Raw genomic sequence first — 21,149 nt, 5'->3', positions numbered from 1 at the left:
GCCTAGGATGAGGGGGGTCGGAAGGAGGATGCGGTGACGAGCGAACGACGTGCCCTGACGCCCGGGGTCGTGATCGCCGACCGCTATGAGCTCCACGACCTGGTCAGCGAGCGGCTCGGCTGCTCGAACTGGCGAGCCCACGACCAGGTCCTCAATCGCAATGTGCGGCTCGAGCTGCTGCCGGCGAGCGATCCACGGGCCGCGAACTTCCTACAGGCCGCCCGCGAGTCCACCCGGGTCACCGATCATCACTTCCTGCGGGTGCTGGATCTCATCGAGGACGACGACGGCTATCACGGCATCGTCCGCGAGTGGGCACGGGCGGTTCCGCTCAGTCAGGTGCTGCAGGAGGCTCCTCTCCCGAACCGGCGGGCGGTGACGATCATCGCCGAGGTCGCCGATGCGATCGCCCACGCACACGCGCACGGCGTGTACCACCGTCGGCTCACGCCCCATCAGATCCTCCTGAAGGAATCGGGCGCCGTACGGATCGTCGGGCTCGGCGTGGCGACAGCGCTGGCACCGGCGGACCATCAGATCTCCGAGGCCGACAAGGCAGGTTACGAACGCGCCGATGTCGAGGCGATCGGCAAGCTCCTCTATGCCTGCCTGGTGAGCCGCTGGCCCGGCGGGCACACCGACGGCCTGCGCGCGGCCCCCACCGAGCACGGCCGGCTGCTGCGGCCTCGCAGGGTGCGCGCCGGTGTGGCCCGCGATATCGACACCGTCTGCGATCGCATCCTGGGGCAACCGCCGCGCCACCACCAGACCCCGCTCACCACCGCGGCCGACATCGCCCACGTGCTGAACCTCGTGGGCGAGGACGACGAGGCGCCCCTCGCCTTCGCGGGCGAGGCACGGCAGTCCTCCCCGGATCTGCTACGGCTCGATCCGGTGATCGAGCCGTCCGGACCACCGCCGGGTTTGACGCCCCCACGGCGCCGCCCCAAGGCCTTCGAGCCGGCTCCTCCGACACGAGCCGAGCGGGGGCGCGCCCGGCTGCGCGCCGCCGCACGGGGCGACCGCGGCCTGGTGCTCCTGGGCGTGCTCGGCACTGTCACGATCGTCGCCGTGCTCGCTCTCCTGGTGCAGCAGGCCACCCACGAGGGCGGCCCGCCGCTCGAGTCGACGCCTACGGCGACCGCCCCGACCACCGTGCTCCCGATCGACCGGGCTCTCGACTTCGATCCGCAGGGCGCGGACCGTGCCGAGAATCCCCAGCTGGTCGAGAACGCCCTGGACGACGACGCCGAATCGGGCTGGTACACCTCGACGTACTACGGCGATCCCGCGCTCGGCCGGCTGAAGGACGGGGTCGGTCTGGTGCTGGACCTCGGTCGCCCCTCCCAAGTCGAGCAGGTGCAGTTGCGGCTGGCCGGCAGTCCCACCGATGTCTCCATCCTGACGACACCATCGACCCAGCAGGAGCCGCCGTCGAGCCTGTCGGAGCTGCGCGAGGTCGCGGTGCTCGACGGAGCCGGGGAGGACGCCGCGATCGCCCTTCCCTCGGACACCTATAGCCGGTACGTCGTGGTGTGGCTTCGCTCGCTCCCACAGGTCGGCAACGACGAGTATCGTGGCGAGATCCGCGCGGTCGCGGTGCGCGGTCGCTGATCTCGGGAATGTCTGCGCCGCTCCATCCGTTCTCCCTGATAGTTCCGTCCTCGACAGAAGAGTCCACACATGACCGACGTCCGTAATGTCATCATCATCGGCTCGGGCCCCTCGGGCTATACCGCCGCCGTCTACGCCGCCCGCGCGAACCTGTACCCACTGGTGTTCGAGGGCTCCGTGACCGCCGGTGGCGCGCTCATGAACACCACCGATGTCGAGAACTTCCCCGGCTTCCCCGAGGGGATCATGGGGCCGGAGCTGATGGACAAGTTCCGCGCCCAGGCCGAGCGCTTCGGTGCCGAGCTGATCGCCGATGACGTGGCCTCGGTCGATCTCACCGGCCCGGTCAAGACGGTCTCGCTCGCCGACGGCAGGACCTTCTCGGCGAATGCCGTGATCCTCGCCATGGGATCGGGCTACCGCAAGCTCGGTATCGAGGGCGAGGACACCCTCTCGGGCCACGGTGTCAGCTGGTGTGCGACCTGCGACGGCTTCTTCTTCCGCGGCAAGGAGATCGCGGTGGTGGGCGGTGGCGACTCCGCCGTGGAGGAGGCGACCTTCCTCACGCGATTCGCCGAGAAGGTCACGCTCGTGCATCGCCGCGAGGAGCTGCGCGCCAGCAAGATCATGGCCGAGCGCGCCCTCAACAATCCCAAGATCGAGTTCGCCTGGAACAGCGAGGTGGCCGCCATCCACGGTGACGGCAATCTGGAGTCGATCACGCTGCGCGACACGGTCAACGGGGAGACCCGCGAACTTCCGGTGAGCGGCCTGTTCATCGCGATCGGGCACGATCCGCGTTCCGAGCTGTTGACCGGCCAGGTCGATCTCGACGACGAAGGCTATGTGCTGACCCAGCCCGGCACCACGGCCACGAACCTCCCAGGCGTGTTCGCCGCGGGAGATCTGGTCGACCACACCTATCGCCAGGCCATCACCGCTGCGGGCACCGGGTGCTCGGCGGCCCTCGATGCCGAGCGCTACCTCGCCGACTTCGCGGAGGCGGGCGAACCCGCTCCCGCCGCCGCCCTCACCGAATGACAACCCGAAGGAGTACCCATGGCAGACATCGCCGCAGTCACCGACGCTGATTTCGAGGAGAAGGTCCTCAAGGCCGACGGGCCGGTGCTCGTCGACTTCTGGGCTTCCTGGTGCGGTCCGTGCCGCCAGGTCTCGCCGATCCTCGAGGAGATCGCCAAGGAGCACGCCGGCTCGTTGACCGTCGTCAAGATGGACGCGGATGCGAATCCGGTGACACCCGCGCAGTACCGGGTCACCGGCCTGCCGACCATCAACCTGTACCAGAACGGGGAGGTCGTCCGGTCGATCGTCGGCGCCCGGCCGAAGTCCGCGATTCTCTCGGAGATCAGCGACTACGTCTCCTGATCTACTGACGATAAATCCCCTTGTAGATTTCTCTACAAGGGGATTTATCTATTTGTCGACTTATTGCCGTGAGCCTACTCGGGATTGATCAGGCCGACGATACGTTCGAGATCGTCGATGGTCGCGAAGTCGATGCTGATCTTGCCCTTCGACTTACCGAGCTGCACCTTCACCCTGGTGTCGAAGTGATCCGACAGCCGGCTCGACAGCTCCGCGACCTTCGGTGAGGTGGGCCGCGTGCTCAGCTTGCGCGCCGCCGGCGTCAACTCCTCCTCACCGAATCGCACGATCTCCTCGAGGGCACGGACGGAGATTCCCTCCGCGACCACACGCTGAGCGAGGCGGTCCTGCACCTGCGGGCTGGTGACCGAGAGCAGCGCCCGGGCATGGCCTGCCGATAGCACCCCCGCGGCGACGCGGCGCTGCACATCCGGGGACAGCTTCAGTAACCGGATCGTGTTGGTGATCTGCGGCCGTGATCGACCGATGCGGTCGGAGAGTTCGTCGTGCGTGCAGCCGAAGTCCTCCAACAGCTGCTGGTAGGCGGCGGCCTCCTCGAGGGGATTCAGCTGCGAGCGGTGAAGGTTCTCGAGCAGTGCGTCACGCAGCAGATCCTCATCGGTGGTCTGCCGCACGATCGCGGCGATCGTGTCGAGCTCCGCCTTCTGGTGAGCGCGCCAGCGGCGCTCCCCCATGATCAGCTCATAGCGGTCCTCGCCGAGCTCGCGGACCACGATGGGCTGCAGCAGTCCGACCTCGCGGATGGAGTGGACGAGCTCGGTCATGTCGTCCTCGTCGAACACCGTCCGCGGCTGCTTCGGATTCGGCTGGATCGACGACACCGGGATCTCCGCGAACCGCGCACCCTCGACCTCGGCCAGTCCCTCGCGCTGTGCCGCCGCACGGGAGGTGGGGATGAGCGCCTCCAGTCCTCTTCCCAGTCCCGGTCGCGTCGCCATCACTGCTCCTTCTGCGGATAGTGGGTGGTCATCTCCCGCGCCGCCTCCAGATAGGACAGCGCTCCCGTCGATGTCGGGTCGTAGGTCAGGATGGTCTGCTGGTACCCCGGCGCCTCGCTGATCTTGACCGACCGCGGGATCGCTGTCTGCAGGACACGGTCTCCGAAGTGCTGGCGCACCTCGGCCGCCACGCTGGCGGAGAGATTCGTGCGTGCGTCGTGCATCGTCAACAGGACCGTGGTGACGTCCAGGTCTGGGTTGAGGTGACGCTGCACCAGTTCGATATTGCGTAGGAGCTGGCTGAGGCCCTCGAGGGCGTAGTACTCGCACTGGATCGGGATCAATACCTCGCGTGCGGCGGCCATGGCGTTGACGGTGAGGAGTCCGAGCGAGGGGGGACAGTCGATGAACACGTAGTCGACATCGTGGCTCTCGACGTAGCTGTCGATGGCCTGCCGGAGTCGCTGCTCGCGGCTGACGAGCGAGACCAGCTCGATCTCGGCTCCCGCGAGGTCGATGGTGGCGGGCACGACGGTCAGGTTCGGGATATCGGGCGCCTGCTGTACGGCGTCATCGATGGCCATGCCGTCGAGCAGGACCTCGTAGGTGCCGGGGGTGCCGCTGCCGTGCTCGATATTGGTGGCGGTGGAGGCGTTCCCCTGCGGATCCAGATCGATCAGCAACACCGACAGTCCCCGCAGTGCCATCGCGGCAGCGATATTGACCGAGGTCGTCGTCTTACCTACGCCGCCCTTCTGGTTGGCCACCACGAAGACTCGTGAACTGGTCGGGGACCCGAACTCACCGACGGTCGACAGGCGTTCCATCAGGTCGACGTGGTCGCGCGCCTGCGTCGCCAACGGTGTCGAGGCATCTTCCTCGAAGTCCGGTCGCGCGAAGTCAGCGGCGGTCGGGGTCTGCTCCATGCTCATTCCTTCGGTGTTTCACGTGGAACCATCCAGCCCAATGGCGACAGCTGGACACCGGCATCGTCTGACGCCGCGCCATCCAAGGGCGGTGCGTCGGACGCCGGCCAGCCGAGCGGGCTCTGTGTCATCGGGTCACCTCCACCACGGTCGTCGGGACCTCCAGGACATCGTCGCCATAGGTCTCCACCACCATAGTGCGCGCACCGAGGCGTACGAGGTCGGCACGCGCAGCCTCCAGCTCATCGCTCGCACTACTTCCCTTCATCGCGAGCAACGCGCCTCCGGGTGCGACCAGGGGCAGGCACCACCGTCCGAGCTTCCCCAGCGCAGCCACGGCGCGCGCCGTCACGACGTCGAACCGCAGATCGACGTCCTCGGCGCGACGCCGATCGATGACGACGTTCGACAAGCCCAGGCGTTCGACCGCCTCATCCAGAAAGCGGGTGCGTCGCAGCAGCGGCTCGATCAACGTCATCTCGATGTCCGGACGAGCGATCGCCCAGACCAGGCCGGGCAGCCCGGCGCCCGATCCGACATCCGCCACACGCGACCCGTCGGGAATCCGCGGCGTCACCACGACGCAGTTGAGGAGATGCCGATCCCAGAGACGAGGCGCCTCGCGGGGGCCGATCATCCCGCGCTCCACCCCGGCTGTTTCCAGGAACTGCGCGTAGGCCTCGATCAGCGGGCGGCGCGCGCCGAAGTATCGATCGAGCGTCGTTTCACGTGAAACGGAGTCAGTCATCAGCCGCGACCAGCGCAGCGGAGATCACCACGTGGCGGCCGGCGCCCGTCCCGTCGGAGGAGCTACTGAGTCCAGCCTCGGCCACGGCATCGTGGACGACCTTGCGCTCGAAGGGCGTCATCGGATCGAGCGCCACCGACGGGGCGCCGGCGCGCACCTCTTCGATGGCAGCCTCCGCGATGGTGACGAGCTCCGCCCGACGCGCGGCACGGTGTCCACCCACATCCAACATCAGCCGACTGCGCTCACCGGTCTCCCGGTAGACCGCCAGCCGCGTCAGCTCCTGCAGCGCATCGAGCACCTCACCATCGCGACCGACCAAGTGCTTCAACGAGCCACCGATGATCTCCAGCGCCGCGCGATCACCGTCGACGTCGATATCGATATCTCCATCAAGATCCGCGATGTCCAGCAGCTCCTCCAGGAAGTCCGCGGCGATATCGCCTTCGCGTTCCAGATCCGCATCACTCATGTCGACTTCTCCGTCACTTCGAGGGCTTCTTCTTGCCCTGGGTGGATCCCTTCGAGGGGGAGTTCTTGGGCTTGCTCTGCTTCTTCGGCGTGATCGCTCCGTCGGAGGCCTCGCGCGCGTCCGCCGCGGGCTCCGGGGACGAGGACGACTCGTCCGACTCCGCTGCCTTGTTCGGCGGCGTGTCCTTGGCCTGCTGGCCGCCACCCTTGCGCTGATTGCGCGACTGCTTCTTCGGCTGCTGCCGGCGGGCGGCCGCCTCGCGGGCGATCTTCTTACGCTCCTCCGCCGCGGCGGCCGCCGGATCGATCTGCGGCTCCTTGCCCTTGCGGCGATCCCGCTCCTGCTTGGCCCGGAAGGCCTCCGTGCCGGGAGCCGGGTTGTTGCGGATCACGTAGAACTGCTGACCCATCGTCCACAGATTCGAGGTGGTCCAGTAGACGAGGACACCGAGCGGGAAGTAGACACCGGACACGGCGAAGACGAGCGGCAGGATGTAGAGCAACATCTTCTGCTGCTGGGCGAACGGCCCGTTCAGTGCCTCGGGCGGCATGTTCTTGGCCATCAGCTGACGCTGCGTGAAGAACTGGGTGGCGCTCATCATGACGACCATGACGAGCGCGATGATCTTGGTCTCGAGGTGATCGCTGGTGAGGAAGGTGTCGGCGATCCGGCCGCCCAGCCACTCGGCGTCCTGAAGTGCCTCCGCTTGGTCGCCACTCAGGAAGCCCAGCGCTCCATCCGCGCCCTTGCGCGACGCCTCGTTGATCACCCGGAACAGCGACAGGAAGATCGGCATCTGCAGCAGCAGCGGCATACAGGAAGAGAACGGATTGGTGCCGCTGTCCTTGAACAACTTCATCTGCTCCTGGGCGAAGCGCTCACGATCGTGCCCGTACTTCTCGCGCAGCTCACGAAGCTGCGGTTGCAGCAGCTGCATGTTGCGGCTCGACTTGATCTGCCGCACGAACAGCGGGATCAGCATCGCCCGGATCGTCACCGTCAGGCCCACGATCGACAACGCCCACGACCAACCACTGGCTGGGTCGAGGATCAGCGAGAACAGTTCGTGCCACGCCAGCACGACACCGGACACCGCGTAGTACAGCGGAGTCATCACCGCGTTGAAGATCGAGCCTAGGAAGTCGAACATGCTTCTCCTTGAGCCGACGTCGCAGATCGCGCCGTCGATGGGGGTACGAGATCGACGCCTCCGGGCGTCCACGGATGGCAGCGCACGAGGCGTCGCACCGCGAGCCAGGAGCCACGGATGGCTCCGTGCCGCTCGACCGCCTCGAGTGCGTAGGCCGAACAGCTCGGGTAGAACCGGCAGGTCTGGCCGTACAGCGGACTGATCACCGCTCGGTAGCCCCGCAGCAGCACCACCAGGAGCCACTTCATCGCGGCTTCCTCTCCGCTATCCGCGCCAGCGCGCGATCCAGATGCTCGCCGAGTTCGGCCGAGCTCGCTTCGGCAGCAGGACGAAGTGCCCTCACCACGACCCACTGCGGCTCGCCGAACTCGCTCACCCGTTCGCGCATGAGGTGGCGCAGCCGTCGTTTGACCTGATTGCGTTGCACGGCACCGCCGACCGCCTTGCTGACGACGAAACCGACGGACGAATCCGTCGGTTCCGTGGGAGCCATCGCATGCACGACGAGCGCAGGGGTCGCGCCCTTGCGCCCGCGACGGATCACGTGGCGAAACGTGTCACCGTCGCGCATGCGGTGGGCACGCGCGAGCACGTAGATCAGGCAGACAGATTGGCGCGGCCCTTGCGACGACGCGAGGACAGGATCGCGCGGCCGGCACGCGTGCGCATGCGGAGACGGAAGCCGTGCTTCTTGGCACGACGGCGGTTATTGGGCTGGAAGGTGCGCTTGCTCACGAGTCTTTCCTTTGACGTCTGTAGTGGGCCGCGATCGACGGCCACCGCTCGCCCGCGAAGTCTACCTCGTGGGCATGCGGCGGAAGTCGCACGTGTCGACCTCTCTACGGTACGGGGCGCACCAGAATCGGGTCAAACCGGCCCGTTGTACTGCGCCGCCGATGGAGACTTCCAGTCGACACGCCGATGTGTCCACAGATTTCTTCAACCCGGGTTGTGGGAGCGAGGCACTCGCCGTTAGAGTCCCAGAAGGCTTTTCCACAGGAATGCGCTCTCGGGGGCGTCAGTCATTCACAGTCTGTGGACAAGTCTGTGAACAAGTCGGGCGGCTCGCCCGTCATCACAGGCAGGACGAGACCAGCTACGAGGAGCGCGACGTCGGTGAGCGATGTGGATCACGGCCAGAGCCAGGACCTGAACGATGTGTGGGCCGAGGCCGTTGCCACGCTCTCGCCCGGCGCCAAGGTCTGGGTCTACGGTGCCAAGCCGCTATCGCACCACGACGGTCTGCTCATCGTCGCCGTCCAGGACGATCTCACCCGCGCGCAGCTCGAATCTCGCGTGCGTCCGGCTCTCGAGCAGTCGCTCACCGCGCGCCTCGGCCGGGACACCCGTCTCGTCGTGACGATCGACCCGAGCGTCCTCGATGAATTAGAGACAAAGACACATGTCGACAAAGAGACGTCAACCCTCATCGACGAGGACGACGACGATCTCGACGACACCGACGAGCCCACCGAGAGCGACGCCCTCACGCCGAGCTGGGTGAGCCGCCCCGCCGCGATGGGACCCGTCAGCTCCGAACAACACCGCAGCAGCATCGCCGAGGCGCGGCTCAATCCCCGGTACCAGTTCGAGAACTTCGTCATCGGCTCCTCCAACCGCTTCGCCCACGCGGCAGCCGTCGCCGCCGCCGAGGCACCCGGCAAGGCCTATAACCCCCTCGTCATCCACGGTGACTCCGGTCTCGGCAAGACCCACCTGCTGCACGCGATCGGGCACTACGTGCTCAACCTCTACCCGTCGTCACGAGTGCGCTACGTCAGCTCGGAGGAGTTCGTCAACGACGTCATCAACGCGATCGGCGAGAACCGCACCCCTGCCCTGCGCCGCAAGTACCGCGAGATCGACGTCCTCCTGGTTGACGACATCCAGTTCCTCGAGCGCAAGGAGTCCACGCAGGAGGAGTTCTTCCACACGTTCAACGCGCTCCACAACGAGAACAAGCAGATCGTCATGACCTCCGACCGGCCGCCGCAGGAGCTCAAGACCCTCGAGGAGCGCCTGCGCAACCGGTTCACCTGGGGGCTCCAGACCGAGATGCTGCCTCCGGATCTCGAGACCCGCATCGCGATCCTGCGCAAGAAGGCCTCCAATGAGAAGCTCACCGCGCCCGCCGATGTGCTGGAGTTCATCGCCAGCAAGGTGCAGACCAATATCCGCGAGCTGGAGGGCGCCCTCATCCGCGCCACCGCCTTCGCCAATCTCAACGGCACCACCGTCGATCTACAGCTCGCGCAGATCGTGTTGAAGGATCTCGTCGCCGAGGGCGAGGAGCCCGAGATCACCGTGGGCGTCATCATGGCCCAGACCGCCACCTACACCGAGTTCACGATCGACGAGATCTGCGGCACCAACCGGTCGCGCAGCCTGGTGCTGGCGCGCCAGATCGCCATGTACCTGTGTCGCGAGCTCACCGACATGTCGCTGCCCAAGATCGGCCAGGAGTTCGGCGGCCGCGACCACACCACCGTCATGCACGCCGAGCGCAAGATCCGCAAGCTCATGGCCGAGAAGCACGCGGTCTACAACCAGGTGACGGAGCTCACCGCCCGGATCAAGCAACAGGCGCGTCAAGCGTGATGCCCTTTACTACCAGCCGCCCGCGCGCGTCAACCTCTTCTCACAACTGGGGAAAACACTGTGGGTAACTGTGGACACGTGGTGGAGCCGGCGGGGGTCGCCTGTGCACGAAGGGTGGACGACGACGACTCGTCCACACCTAGACGGGGCCGCTCCACGAGGTGCTCCACACCCCGTCCACGTACCGTTCAATGCTCTGACCAGCACGAACACCGGTTCTCCACAAGATCCACAGTGCCTACTACGACGACGACAGAGATATACATGACAAGAACCCGACGAAGTCACCACCGCTCCCGGATGTGGATCGACCGGGCCGAAGCCTCCCGCGCTGGTTCGCTGTCGTCTGCTCGTGGCAGGATTCGATGCATCTCCCGTGCGACCCGAAAGGCCTTGCTCTCGTGAAGTTCCGCATCGACCGCGACACCCTCGCCGATGCCGTCGCCTGGACGGCTCGCAGTCTGCCCAACCGGCCGAGCGTGCCCGTGCTGGCCGGACTTCTGCTCCAGACCGCAGACGGGCAGCTGACCCTCGCCGGGTTCGACTACGAGACCTCGACCCGCGCCACGTTGCCCGCCGAGGTCCACGACGACGGCCAGGTCCTCGTCTCGGGCCGTCTCCTGGCGGAGATCGTCAAGGCCCTGCCGCACCAGCCGGTCGATATCGCCGTGGACGGCTCCAAGATGCAGGTCACCTGCGGTTCCGCGCGATTCAGCCTGCAGACCATGCCGGTCGACGAGTATCCGCAGCTGCCGCAAATGCCCACGGCCTCGGGCACCATCAAGGCCGACGCCTTCGCCACTGCCGTCGCCCAGGCGAGCGCGGCCGCCGGCCGCGACGAGATGCTGCCGCTGCTCACCGGTGTCCGCCTGGAGCTCGAGGGCGAGACGATCTCGCTGATGGCCACCGACCGCTTCCGCGCCAGCCTGCGTGATCTGCCCTGGTATCCCGAGACCGCGGACGTCTCGGCTCGCGCGCTCGTGCCTGCACGGGTGCTCGGCGAGACCGCGCGTGCCCTGGGCACCAGCGGCGAGGTGACGATCGCCATCTCCGGCGGCGATGCGGGAGACGGCATGATCGGCTTCGAGGGCACGGTCGGCAATGGCATCCGCCGCACCACCACGCGCCTGCTCGAAGGCGACTTCCCCCGTGTCCGCCAGCTGTTCGCCGCCCAGGCCGAGACGGTCGCCTATGTTGGTACGGCCACCTTCATCGAGGCCGTCAAGCGCGTTGCTCTCGTCGCCGAGCGCAACACCCCGGTCCGCCTGAGCTTCTCCGAGGGGCAGGTGCTCCTCGAAGCCGGAAGCGGCGATGAGGCTCAGGCTTCCGAGGCGATCGAGGCCACCCTCGACGGTCCGGACATCTCGATCGGCTTCAACCCGACCTACCTGCTGGAAGGCCTCGGCGTGATGTCCGAGCCCGTCGTCCATCTGGCCTTCACGCAACACACCAAACCGGCGGCGATGTCGGGCGTCTCGGAGGTCGGCAACGACCCCGACGGAGCGTTCCGTTACCTGATCATGCCGGTTCGCCTGCAAAACTGAACTCGATCTCCAAGGAAGTGACCTCGATGCACATCGGACTCGTCGGCCTGGGCAAGATGGGCGGCAATATGCGCACTCGCCTGCGCAACGCCGGGCTCACGGTCGTCGGCTACGACCGTGATCAGGAGCTCAGCGATGTCGCCTCGCTCGAGGACCTCGTGCGGCAGTTGCCCGACGACGCGCCGAAGGTCGTCTGGATCATGGTGCCGCACGGCGATCCCACCCATGCGACGGTCGACGCTCTCGCGGACCTGCTCGGCGAGGGCGATGTCGTCGTCGACGGCGGCAACTCGCGGTGGACCGATGACGAGCTCCACGCCGAGCAGCTCTCCGAACGCGGCATCGGCTACGTCGACTGCGGCGTCAGCGGCGGTGTCTGGGGGCTGGAGAACGGCTACGCGCTGATGGCCGGCGGTTCCGCGGAGGACGTCGCCAAGGTCCAGCCGGCCTTCGACGCGCTGCGCCCCGGGCCCGAGGAAGGTTTCGTCCACGCCGGTCGCGTGGGCGCCGGCCATTTCTCCAAGATGGTCCACAATGGCATCGAGTACGCGATGATGCAGGCCTATGCCGAGGGCTTCGAACTCCTCGAGAAGTCCGACATCGTCGACAATGTCACCGAGGTCTTCGACTCCTGGCGCGTGGGCACGGTCGTGCGTTCCTGGCTGCTGGATCTGCTGGTCAAGGCCCTGCAAGACGATCCGGGACTCTCCCAGATCCGCGGCTATGCCGAAGATTCCGGTGAGGGACGCTGGACGGTCGAGGCCGCCATCGACAATGCGGTGCCGGTGCACACCATCGCGGCTGCGCTGTTCGCGCGCTTCACGTCCCGCCAGGACGAGTCCCCGGCGATGCAGGCGGTGGCGGCCATGCGTCAGCAGTTCGGTGGTCACGCCGTGCGCGCCACCCAGGAATCCCCGGACGTCCCGCCGGCCACCGACTGACCTGGGCGAGCCATGTTGCCCTGATAGCTCAGCGATCCGTGGTCATCCCCCGCGGGCGGTGAGCTATCCCGCACGTGGAGCACGAAAGTGCGTGATAGCTCACCTGGCACTGACGGTGTCCCGTCAGACCCGTCACCACCCTCGGCCTCGAGCAGCTGGGCTCCGCTCGGCGGGGGCGGCAGTGAGACCACCGCACCGGCTACGGTGGACGCGTGCATGTCCGTCGTCTCTCGCTCGTCGATTTCCGCTCGTATGCGAGCGTCGACATCGACTTGCGCCCGGGGGCGACGGCGTTCGTGGGTGCCAATGGCCAGGGAAAGACCAATCTCGTCGAGGCGGTCGACTACATCTCGCGGCTGACGTCGCACCGGGTGTCCGGAGACGCTCCCCTCGTGCGGGCAGGGGCTGACCAGGCGATCGTGCGCGCCGAGGTGGTCAAGGACGACCGCCCGGCCTTGGTCGAGGTCGAGATCACGCCAGGGCGGTCGAACCGCGCGCGCGTCAATCGCAATACGGTGCCGCGCGTGCGCGATCTCGTCGGCATGGTCCGCAGCGTCATCTTCTCCCCCGAGGATCTGGCGCTGGTCAAGGGTGACCCGTCCGATCGCCGGCACTTCCTCGACGGACTGCTGGTCATGCGGGCTCCGCGACTCGCGGGCGTCAAGGCCGACTACGACCGGACGCTGAAGCAGCGCAACACCCTTCTCAAGACAGCGAGAAAGCGACAAGTAGATTTGTCGACTTTGGAGGTGTGGAATGAGTCGCTGGCCCGCAACGGCGGCGAATTGACGGCTGCGCGGCTGGCTCTACTCGATGAGCTCATCCCCTACGCCACCGTGGCGTATCAGTCCGTCGCGGCCGCCGCGTCGCCTGACCGGCGCGAGGTCAGCGCCGCCTATCGCCCGGCCGCGGGCGCGGTGGAGGTGCACGAACGAGATCCGAAGGCCCTCACGGACGCGCTGCTCGAGGAGATGGATCGGCGGCGGCGCGACGAGCTGGACCGTGGCGTCAGCCTCGTCGGGCCGCATCGCGACGAGGTGGTGCTCGGCATCGGCGAGCTGCCCGCCAAGGGGTATGCGAGCCACGGTGAGTCCTGGTCCCTCGCCCTCGCACTGCGCCTCGCGTCCTACGACCTATTGCGTGACGAGGGCGATGATCCGATCCTCATCCTCGATGATGTGTTCGCCGAGCTCGACCAACGGCGCCGCGACCATCTCGCGACCCTCGTCAGCGGGGCCGAACAGGTACTCGTGACCGCCGCGGTCGATGCCGATGTCCCCGAGGGTCTGGGCGACGAGCGGTTCGCGGTCCATGCGGGAAAGGTGACGCCGGCATGAGCGAGCGGAGCGAGCGTTGTGTGGGGTCTTTCTCATGCCGGCGTCGGCCTATCGTGTTCTTCTCTCGGACGGTGCCGGCATGAGCGAGCCGACACCGCCCGACGAAGAGCAGCCCGAGGACATCCCGGAGGACGAGGCGCCCTGGCACTCGGCCGATGACGTGGTCAAGATGGCGCGGGAGATCGCCGACTCCTACCGCTCGAGCGGCGCCCCGGCCGCGCCTCAACGGCGACGCGGGCGTGCTCGGCGACGGACTGCGCGTCCCCAGCGTGAGGATGCCACCCCACTCGGCGATTTCGTCGGGGAGCTGGTCCGTCAGCAGGGGTGGACCGATCAGCTCGCCGCGACCCGGGTGTTCACGGACTGGGCCTCGATCGTGGGTCCGGAGGTGGCCCAGCACAGCGAGGTGGTGGGCTTCGACGACGGGATCGTGCGCATCCAGGCGACGTCCACGGCGTGGGCACGCGAGCTGACCCTCCTCGCGCCACGTCTCGTCGCCAAGCTCAACGAGCTGCTGGGTGACGGTTCCGTCATCCGTTTGGACATCCGCGGCCCGCAGGCACCGTCGTGGACTCGGGGCCGACGCTCCGTCAGAGGCGGCCGCGGCCCCCGCGACACCTACGGCTGACAGAACGGTCAGTTGTGGGCCGGGGTCACGGCGACGAAGAGGGTGACGGCTGCTGCTGTCATGGCTGCCACGGCACCCAGCACGCTGGTCGCGAGCACGACATCGGACCACGACGAGGCGGGGCGGACGCCCACGGCGCCGAGGAACACGACGGACGCGGCGGCACCGAGCAGCGCGGTCAGCGCCGACGCCCAGGTCCGGCCGCGGTGCCCGCCGAGCACGGCGGCGACCAGACTCGTCCAGATCACCACCATCAGCAGCGCGCCGACCACGTCGGCGGGACGGTGCCAGCCGGCGACGATCGTGCTGAGACCCGTGAGCCCGATCGCCGCGGTGCCGACCGCGGCCATCACGGGGCGGACCGCGGCGGGAAGCACCAGCACCAGCGCGGCGACGGCGCTGGCCACCACCGTGGTGTGGCCGCTCGGCAGGCTATTGGCCAGGTGCAGTCCCACGCCGAGATCCGGTCGGTCCAGCACTGCCTTCAGCGCCTGGGTCGAGATATTGGCTCCCCCGATGATGGCGAGCGCACCGACCGCGTGTGCGAAGCGCCGTCGCAGCAGCGCTATCACGACACACACCGCGGCCACCGCCAGGATCGCACCGATCGAGACCCGGCCGAGGACGCTGAGCAGGGTGATCTCTGCGGTGTTGCTGGCCGTCACGGCGTTCATGGCGGCGTCGTCGACGAGCTGACCGGTCGAGGAGCTCAGGGCGGCCATGACAAGGCCGGCCAGTGCGAGCGTGCCGACGATCGCCACCGCCACCGCCGGTCCGGTGACGCGGCCTCGCGCGGCAGCCGATCTGGTCGGTTCGGCGACGAGCGGAGCGGTCATGACTCCACTGTGCCCCATGCGGTGAATCCGCAGCCGCATCGACCGCGGTGTCAAGCGTCCGCTGGGACGCCGAACACCTCTTCCGCCATGGTGGTGGTTGGAGGAGGGGGCGACAGTGCGTTCTAAGGGCCTTCTCGTCGCTCACAACCGCACTGTGGAGGAGACATGCCGTCCACATCTACCCCGCGCGTGTGCTGAACGCCACGAGGTTGCCCGTATACTTATCGAGTGACTCCAGCGCCTGAGAGCAACAGCGACCTTCCCGCGGATGGTCAGCCGCAGTCCTACGACGCCAGCAACATCCAGGTCCTGGAAGGGCTGGAAGCGGTACGCAAGCGTCCCGGCATGTATATCGGCTCCACCGGCGAGCGTGGCCTGCACCATCTCGTCTACGAGGTGGTCGACAACTCGGTCGACGAAGCCCTGGCCGGTTATGCCAGCGAGATCGTCGTCGTGCTCCAGTCCGACGGCGGTGTGCGGGTGGTCGACGACGGCCGTGGCATCCCGGTCGACGTCCATCCCACCGAGCAGATCCCCGCGGTCACCCTGGTGCTCACCTCGCTGCACGCCGGCGGCAAGTTCGGCGGCGGGGGCTACAAGGTCTCCGGCGGTCTGCACGGCGTCGGCGTCTCGGTCGTCAACGCGCTGAGCACCCGGCTGTTCATCGACGTCAAGCGCGACGGGTACCGGTGGACGCAGTCCTTCACCTACGGCGAGCCCGATGCCCCGCTGGAGCGGCACGAGGCCACCGACGAGACCGGCACCAGCAACACCTTCTACGCCTCCGACGAGATCTTCGAGACCACCACCTACGACTTCGAGACGCTCAAGACCCGCTTCCGGGAGATGGCCTTCCTCAACAAGGGCCTGACCATCACCCTGCGCGACGAGCGCGAGCTCCCCGGCGATGCCAATCCCGAGGCGACCGAGGGGACTGTCGACGAGATCGAGCGCGAGGTCACCTTCCACTACGACGGCGGCCTTGTCGACTACGTCAAGCACATCAACACCGGCAATCGCCAGCCGATCCATCCCGATGTCATCAACATCGAGCGCGAGGACGAGACCAGCGGGCTCTCGCTCGAGCTCGCGATGCAATGGAATGCCAGCTTCAGCGAATCGGTGCACACCTTCGCCAACACCATCAACACCCACGAGGGCGGCACCCACGAAGAAGGCTTCCGCGCCGCCATCACCACCACGGTCAACCGCTTCGCCGAGAACAACAATCTCGTCAAGAAGAAGGAGGACCGGCTCACCGGTGATGACATCCGCGAGGGCCTGACCGCGATCATCTCGGTCAAGCTCACCGAGCCGCAGTTCGAGGGGCAGACCAAGACCAAGCTCGGCAACACCGAGGCCAAGACCTTCGTGCAGCAGATGCTGAACGACGAGCTCGGCGCCTGGCTCGAGGCCCATCCCAACGAGGGCAAGACGATCGTCCGCAAGTCGATGGACGCGGCATCGGCGCGCCTGGCCGCCCGCAAGGCGCGCGACCTGGCTCGCAACCGCAAGGGCTTCCTCGGCAGCGGCGGTCTCCCCGGCAAGCTGGCCGACTGCTCGAGCCGCAATCCCGAGGAGTGCGAGGTCTTCGTCGTCGAGGGCAACTCCGCCGGTGGCTCGGCCAAGGGCGGCCGCGACCCGCGCACCCAGGCGATCCTCCCGCTGCGCGGCAAGATCCTCAATGTCGAGAAGGCGCGCATCGACAAGATCCTGCAGAACGCGGAGGTGCAGGCGATCATCAGCGCCCTCGGCACCGGGGTCCACGAGGACTTCGACATCGCCAAGCTGCGGTACAACAAGATCGTCCTGATGGCCGATGCCGATGTCGACGGCCAGCACATCACCACACTGCTGCTGACCCTGCTGTTCCGCTTCATGAAGCCGCTCATCGACGCGGGTCACGTGTACCTGGCGCAGCCGCCGCTGTACAAGATCAAGTGGACCAACGCGCCCCATGAGCTCGCCTACTCCGACCGCGAGCGCGATGCCCTGCTCGCGGCCGGCGACGAGGCGGGCCACCGGCTGCCCAAGGAGGCTCCGGTCCAGCGGTACAAGGGTCTGGGTGAGATGAACGACTCGGAGCTCTGGGAGACCACGATGGATCCCGAGCGCCGACTGCTGCGTCAGGTCACGCTGGCCGATGCCGCCGTCGCCGATGAGATCTTCACCGTGCTGATGGGCGAGGACGTCGACCAGCGGCGTTCCTTCATCCAGCGCAACGCTAAAGACGTCCGCTTCCTCGACATCTAGCCGGCCCACCGGTGGTCGAGTGCCGTCGCGAGTGAAACGAGCTGACGGTGTATCGAGACCACCAACCATATCTTGACTGAGGTATCTGACTTATGACTGAGACGCCGACCGGCGAGACTCCCTCCGACCGCATCGAACCGGTCGAGCTGCACGACGAGATGCAGCGCTCGTACATCGACTATGCGATGAGCGTGATCGTCTCGCGGGCGCTCCCGGATGTGCGCGACGGTCTCAAGCCGGTGCACCGTCGGGTGCTCTACGCGATGTTCGACGGCGGCTACCGTCCCGACCGCGGCTTCAGCAAGTGCAGCCGCATCGTCGGTGACGTGATGGGTCAATATCACCCCCACGGCGACACCGCGATCTACGACACCCTCGTGCGGCTCGCCCAGCCGTGGGTCATGCGCGCCCCGATGGTCTCGGGGCAGGGCAACTTCGGCTCGCCGGGCGACGATCCGGCTGCGGCGATGCGGTACACCGAGTGCAAGCTCGCGCCCATCGCGATGGAGATGGTGCGCGATATCGACCAGGAGACGGTCGACTTCAAGGCGAACTACGACGGCCGCTCGCAGGAGCCGACCGTCCTGCCCTCGCGCATCCCGAACCTGCTGGTCAACGGCTCGGCCGGTATCGCGGTCGGCATGGCCACCAATATCCCGCCGCACAACCTCCGAGAGGTCGCCGAGGGCGTGCAGTGGGCGTTGAAGCACCCGGGTGCCTCGGCCGCGGAGCTGCTCGAGGCGCTGATGGAGCGCATCAAGGGCCCCGATTTCCCCACGCACGGCCTCATCGTCGGCACCAAGGGCATCGAGGACATGTACCGCACGGGTCGCGGTTCGGTCACGATGCGCGCCGTGGTGAACATCGAGGAGGACACCAAGGGCAGGATGCAGCTCGTCGTCACCGAGCTGCCCTATCAGGTCAACCCGGACTCGCTCATGCGCAAGATCGCCGAGCTCGTCAACTCCGGGCGGTTGCAGGGGATCGCCGATCTGCGCGACGAGTCGAGCTCGCGGGTCGGACGCCGCATCGTCATCGAGGTCCGCCGGGACGCGGTCGCGCGGGTGGTCCTCAACAACCTCTACAAGCACACCGAGCTGCAGAGCAACTTCAGCGCCAACATGCTGGCGCTCGTCGATGACGTTCCGAGGACGCTCACGCTCGACGGCTTCATCCTCAACTGGGTCAACCATCAGATCGACGTCATCCAGCGGCGCACCCGGTACCGCCTGCGGGAGGCCGAGAAGCGCGCCCATGTGTTGCGCGGCCTCGCGAAGGCGCTCGATCACCTCGATGAGGTCATCGCGCTGATCCGTCGCAGCCCGACGGTCGATGAGGCGCGCGAGGGGCTCAAGTCGCTGCTGGACATTGACGATATCCAGGCCGGCGCGATCCTCGACATGCAGTTGCGCCGCCTCGCTGCCCTGGAACGCCAGAAGATCATCGACGATCTGGCCAAGATCGAGGCCGAGATCGCCGAGCTGAAGGCGATCCTCGAGAGCGAGGAGCGGCAGCGTCAGATCATCAGCGACGAGCTCGCCGAGATCGTCGACAAGTACGGCGACGACCGCCGCACGCAGATCATCCCGGCCGATGGCGATCTCTCCGATGAGGATCTGATCCCCGACGAGGAGGTCGTCGTCACGATCACCCGCGGCGGTTACGCCAAGCGCACGAAGACCGATCTGTACCGTGTGCAGGGTCGTGGCGGTAAGGGTGTCCGAGGCGCGTCGCTGCGCGGCGAGGACTCGGTGCAGCACGTGTTCGCGACGACGAGCCACCACTGGATCCTGTTCTTCACGACGGCCGGCCGCGTCTACCGGGCCAAGGCGTATCACCTCCCCGAGGGCGGCCGTGATGCCCGCGGTGGTCACGTCGCCGGGTTGCTGAGCTTCCAGCCGGGCGAGGAGATCGCCCGCGTGCTCGCCATCCGCGACTACGAGACGACGCCGTATCTCGTACTGGGTACCAAGAAGGGCCTGGTCAAGAAGACGCGGCTCTCCGACTACAACAGCCCGCGGCAGGCGGGTGTCATCGCCATCAATTTCCGTGACGAGGACGACGAGCTGATCGGCGCCGAGCTGGTCTCGGCCGATGACGACATCCTGCTGATCAGCCGCAAGGCCCAGTCGATCCGCTTCCGTGCCGATGACGAGCAGCTGCGCCCGATGGGCCGGGCCACCTCGGGCGTGACGGGCATGAAGTTCCGTGACGGCGACGAGCTGTTGTCGATGACCGTCATCAAGGCCGGCGCTGAGGAGGAATCCGATCCGCTGTACGTCTTCACCGTCACCGACGGTGGCTACGCGAAGAAGACGCCGATCGAGGAGTACCGGGTTCAGGGGCGCGGCGGTCTGGGCATCCGCGCCATGCAGATCACCGAGAATCGTGGTGAGCTGGTCGGCGGTCTGGTGCTGCGCGACAGCGATGATGTCATCAGCGTGACCGCGTCCGGTCAGATCACACGCAGCCTCGTTTCCGGCGTTCCCGCCAAGGGTCGTGGCACGATGGGAGTCAGCTTCGTCAAGTTCAAGGGGGACGACCGGGTGGTGACCATCGCACGCAACAACGAGCCGGTCCCGACCGAGGACGACGCGGCGACGGACGAATCAGGCACGACGAGCGACGAGGGGCAGAGCAGTGACTGAGAAGTCGCCGGGAGACAGCCAAGGCAAGCGCGACTCGCCGACCCAGGAGATGCCGCGGGTCGAGGCGGACCAGGACGGGCCGAAGAAGCCCGGTAACGACGCGAAGAACACGACGGAATCCGCCGAGACCTCTGCCCCGAAGTCCGGTGGGGCGGCCGCGCCCTCCGGTGCCAAGCCGGGGTCGGCCGATGGCGGTACTGCGTCTCAGAAGTCTTCTGCGTCGACGTCCAAGACGTCGCCATCGTCGTCGAGCGCCTCCGAGGCCCCCGCGGCGAAGAAGCAGGCAGCTGGGGCCAAGCCCGAACAGGGTAAGAACCCGGAGAAGGGCAAGAACGCGGATACCGGCAAGCCCGACTCCAGTAAGAAGCCGGGCGGGGGCGAGAAGCCGAGCGTGTCGGCGCGCCAGCCGCTGAGCCGCCCCTCGGGCGGAACGGCCACCGGGGGTCCGCGCAAGCCGCTGAGCGGTCTGAGCAAGGACGAGTACACCCGGACCACGGCGTCCAGCCCGGATGCCACCTCGGTCATCCCGGCGGTCAAAGATGACAAGCCGGCACCGGAGTCGGACACGACCAAGGACACCGGTACGGGCACCAGTACCGTCAAGGACAAGACCGAGAAGTTCAAAGGCAAGCTGAGGGGCAAGGGTCCGGCGACCCCGCCCGCGGAACAGCAGGTGCCGGCCCGCGGCAAGGCGGACGCGGCGACCACCAAGGTCGAAGTCGAACAGGACGCCACCGAGCCGGGGCGCGCACTGCTGCGGCTGCGCTATATCGAACCGTGGTCCGTGACGCGTCTGGCGTTCGTGATCTCGGTGGCGCTGATGATCGTGGCCGTGGTGGCCATGGCGGTGTTCTGGGTCGTTCTGCAGATCACCGGCGTCTGGGGTGCGCTGAACGACAGCGTCACCAATATCCTCAGCGACGACGCCGGATCCTTCGATGTCTCCGACTATTTCGGCTTCGGCCGTCTCGTGGGTCTCACGCTCGTGCTCTCTGCGCTCAATGTCGTGTTCATGACCGCGCTGGCCACGATCGCCGCCCATCTGTACAACCTGTCGGCGTCGATTCTGGGTGGTCTGAAGGTGACCTTCCTGGAGGATCAGCGCTGAG

19 protein-coding genes and 1 pseudogene are annotated in these 21,149 nt (G+C 67.0%); 11 read left to right on the top strand and 9 right to left on the bottom strand.

The features are described 5' to 3' along the window. The first annotated feature begins 33 nt into the window (after positions 1 to 33). The 3 genes from JL108_RS10450 (at position 34) to trxA (ending at position 3,000) form a co-directional block, all read left to right on the top strand. Positions 34 to 1,614, top strand: coding sequence for a protein kinase family protein (locus JL108_RS10450; protein WP_205198222.1), 1,581 nt, complete (start codon positions 34 to 36; stop codon positions 1,612 to 1,614). A 69-nt stretch (positions 1,615 to 1,683) separates the two neighbouring features. Then, on the top strand, positions 1,684 to 2,655 hold the full coding sequence (gene trxB / locus JL108_RS10445; protein WP_205198221.1) for a thioredoxin-disulfide reductase: 972 nt from the start codon (positions 1,684 to 1,686) through the stop codon (positions 2,653 to 2,655). An 18-nt stretch (positions 2,656 to 2,673) separates the two neighbouring features. After that, positions 2,674 to 3,000, top strand: coding sequence for a thioredoxin (gene trxA, locus JL108_RS10440; protein WP_143914645.1), 327 nt, complete (start codon positions 2,674 to 2,676; stop codon positions 2,998 to 3,000). A gap of 74 nt (positions 3,001 to 3,074) precedes the next feature. Here trxA and JL108_RS10435 read toward each other — a convergent pair whose 3' ends face one another. From JL108_RS10435 to rpmH, 8 genes and pseudogenes are all read right to left on the bottom strand, one after another. Further along, complete coding sequence (locus JL108_RS10435; protein WP_205198220.1) at positions 3,075 to 3,959, bottom strand: ParB/RepB/Spo0J family partition protein; 885 nt, start codon at positions 3,957 to 3,959, stop codon at positions 3,075 to 3,077. Beyond that, positions 3,959 to 4,885 carry a ParA family protein gene (locus tag JL108_RS10430; RefSeq protein ID WP_143914643.1) on the bottom strand — a complete coding sequence of 309 codons (927 nt, stop codon included), beginning with the start codon at positions 4,883 to 4,885 and terminating at the stop codon, positions 3,959 to 3,961. Before JL108_RS10430 ends, JL108_RS10435 begins: the two co-directional genes overlap by 1 nt. A 127-nt stretch (positions 4,886 to 5,012) precedes the next feature. After that, on the bottom strand, positions 5,013 to 5,633 hold the full coding sequence (gene rsmG, locus JL108_RS10425; protein ID WP_205198219.1) for a 16S rRNA (guanine(527)-N(7))-methyltransferase RsmG: 621 nt from the start codon (positions 5,631 to 5,633) through the stop codon (positions 5,013 to 5,015). Further along, complete coding sequence (locus tag JL108_RS10420; RefSeq protein ID WP_205198218.1) at positions 5,626 to 6,105, bottom strand: R3H domain-containing nucleic acid-binding protein; 480 nt, start codon at positions 6,103 to 6,105, stop codon at positions 5,626 to 5,628. The genes rsmG and JL108_RS10420 overlap by 8 nt, the downstream gene beginning before the upstream one ends. 205 nt (positions 6,106 to 6,310) lie before the next feature. Then, a pseudogene (yidC, locus tag JL108_RS10415) lies at positions 6,311 to 7,255 on the bottom strand (membrane protein insertase YidC); the annotation flags it as partial. Next, complete coding sequence (yidD, locus tag JL108_RS10410) at positions 7,240 to 7,503, bottom strand: membrane protein insertion efficiency factor YidD (protein ID WP_205198216.1); 264 nt, start codon at positions 7,501 to 7,503, stop codon at positions 7,240 to 7,242. The gene yidD and the pseudogene yidC, both read right to left, overlap by 16 nt. Then, positions 7,500 to 7,847, bottom strand: coding sequence for a ribonuclease P protein component (rnpA, locus tag JL108_RS10405; RefSeq protein ID WP_205198215.1), 348 nt, complete (start codon positions 7,845 to 7,847; stop codon positions 7,500 to 7,502). The genes yidD and rnpA overlap by 4 nt, the downstream gene beginning before the upstream one ends. Before the next feature lie 5 nt (positions 7,848 to 7,852). Continuing rightward, positions 7,853 to 7,990, bottom strand: coding sequence for a 50S ribosomal protein L34 (gene rpmH, locus JL108_RS10400; RefSeq protein ID WP_087622387.1), 138 nt, complete (start codon positions 7,988 to 7,990; stop codon positions 7,853 to 7,855). A gap of 381 nt (positions 7,991 to 8,371) precedes the next feature. Here rpmH and dnaA point away from each other — a divergent pair, with 381 nt between their 5' ends. From dnaA to JL108_RS10375, 5 genes are all read left to right on the top strand, one after another. Further along, positions 8,372 to 9,853 carry a chromosomal replication initiator protein DnaA gene (dnaA, locus tag JL108_RS10395; protein WP_307837240.1) on the top strand — a complete coding sequence of 494 codons (1,482 nt, stop codon included), beginning with the start codon at positions 8,372 to 8,374 and terminating at the stop codon, positions 9,851 to 9,853. Positions 9,854 to 10,254: 401 nt separating this feature from the next. Continuing rightward, positions 10,255 to 11,397, top strand: coding sequence for a DNA polymerase III subunit beta (gene dnaN / locus JL108_RS10390; protein ID WP_143914636.1), 1,143 nt, complete (start codon positions 10,255 to 10,257; stop codon positions 11,395 to 11,397). Positions 11,398 to 11,423: 26 nt separating this feature from the next. Then, a complete protein-coding gene (gnd, locus tag JL108_RS10385; protein WP_205198213.1) occupies positions 11,424 to 12,338 on the top strand; it encodes a phosphogluconate dehydrogenase (NAD(+)-dependent, decarboxylating) in 915 nt (304 codons plus the stop codon). Between the two features lie 212 nt (positions 12,339 to 12,550). After that, positions 12,551 to 13,675 carry a DNA replication/repair protein RecF gene (recF, locus tag JL108_RS10380; RefSeq protein ID WP_205198212.1) on the top strand — a complete coding sequence of 375 codons (1,125 nt, stop codon included), beginning with the start codon at positions 12,551 to 12,553 and terminating at the stop codon, positions 13,673 to 13,675. A 79-nt stretch (positions 13,676 to 13,754) separates the two neighbouring features. Continuing rightward, the gene (locus tag JL108_RS10375; RefSeq protein WP_205198211.1) at positions 13,755 to 14,303 is read left to right on the top strand and encodes a DUF721 domain-containing protein; all 549 of its coding nucleotides are present in this window, start codon (positions 13,755 to 13,757) and stop codon (positions 14,301 to 14,303) included. 8 nt (positions 14,304 to 14,311) lie between these two features. Here the strand turns inward: JL108_RS10375 and JL108_RS10370 are convergent, their stop codons facing one another. Continuing rightward, positions 14,312 to 15,139: a phosphatase PAP2 family protein gene (locus JL108_RS10370; protein WP_185973202.1), complete on the bottom strand. Its 828-nt coding sequence runs from the start codon at positions 15,137 to 15,139 to the stop codon at positions 14,312 to 14,314. Positions 15,140 to 15,367: 228 nt separating this feature from the next. Here JL108_RS10370 and gyrB point away from each other — a divergent pair, with 228 nt between their 5' ends. The 3 genes from gyrB to JL108_RS19920 all read left to right on the top strand — a co-directional run bounded on the left by gyrB (position 15,368) and on the right by JL108_RS19920 (position 21,148). Continuing rightward, entirely contained in the window at positions 15,368 to 17,392 is a 2,025-nt protein-coding gene (gyrB, locus tag JL108_RS10365) for a DNA topoisomerase (ATP-hydrolyzing) subunit B (RefSeq protein ID WP_205198210.1), read from the top strand. A gap of 92 nt (positions 17,393 to 17,484) precedes the next feature. After that, complete coding sequence (gene gyrA, locus JL108_RS10360; protein WP_205198209.1) at positions 17,485 to 20,040, top strand: DNA gyrase subunit A; 2,556 nt, start codon at positions 17,485 to 17,487, stop codon at positions 20,038 to 20,040. Further along, positions 20,033 to 21,148 carry a DUF3566 domain-containing protein gene (locus tag JL108_RS19920; RefSeq protein WP_307837239.1) on the top strand — a complete coding sequence of 372 codons (1,116 nt, stop codon included), beginning with the start codon at positions 20,033 to 20,035 and terminating at the stop codon, positions 21,146 to 21,148. The genes gyrA and JL108_RS19920 overlap by 8 nt, the downstream gene beginning before the upstream one ends. Position 21,149 lies beyond the last annotated feature (1 nt).

The organism is Aeromicrobium sp. YIM 150415 (genome assembly GCF_016918125.1).
Classification (GTDB): domain Bacteria; phylum Actinomycetota; class Actinomycetes; order Propionibacteriales; family Nocardioidaceae; genus Aeromicrobium; species Aeromicrobium piscarium.
Note: the sequence above shows the minus strand (reverse complement) of the source record. Positions and strands in the feature narration are given on the sequence as shown.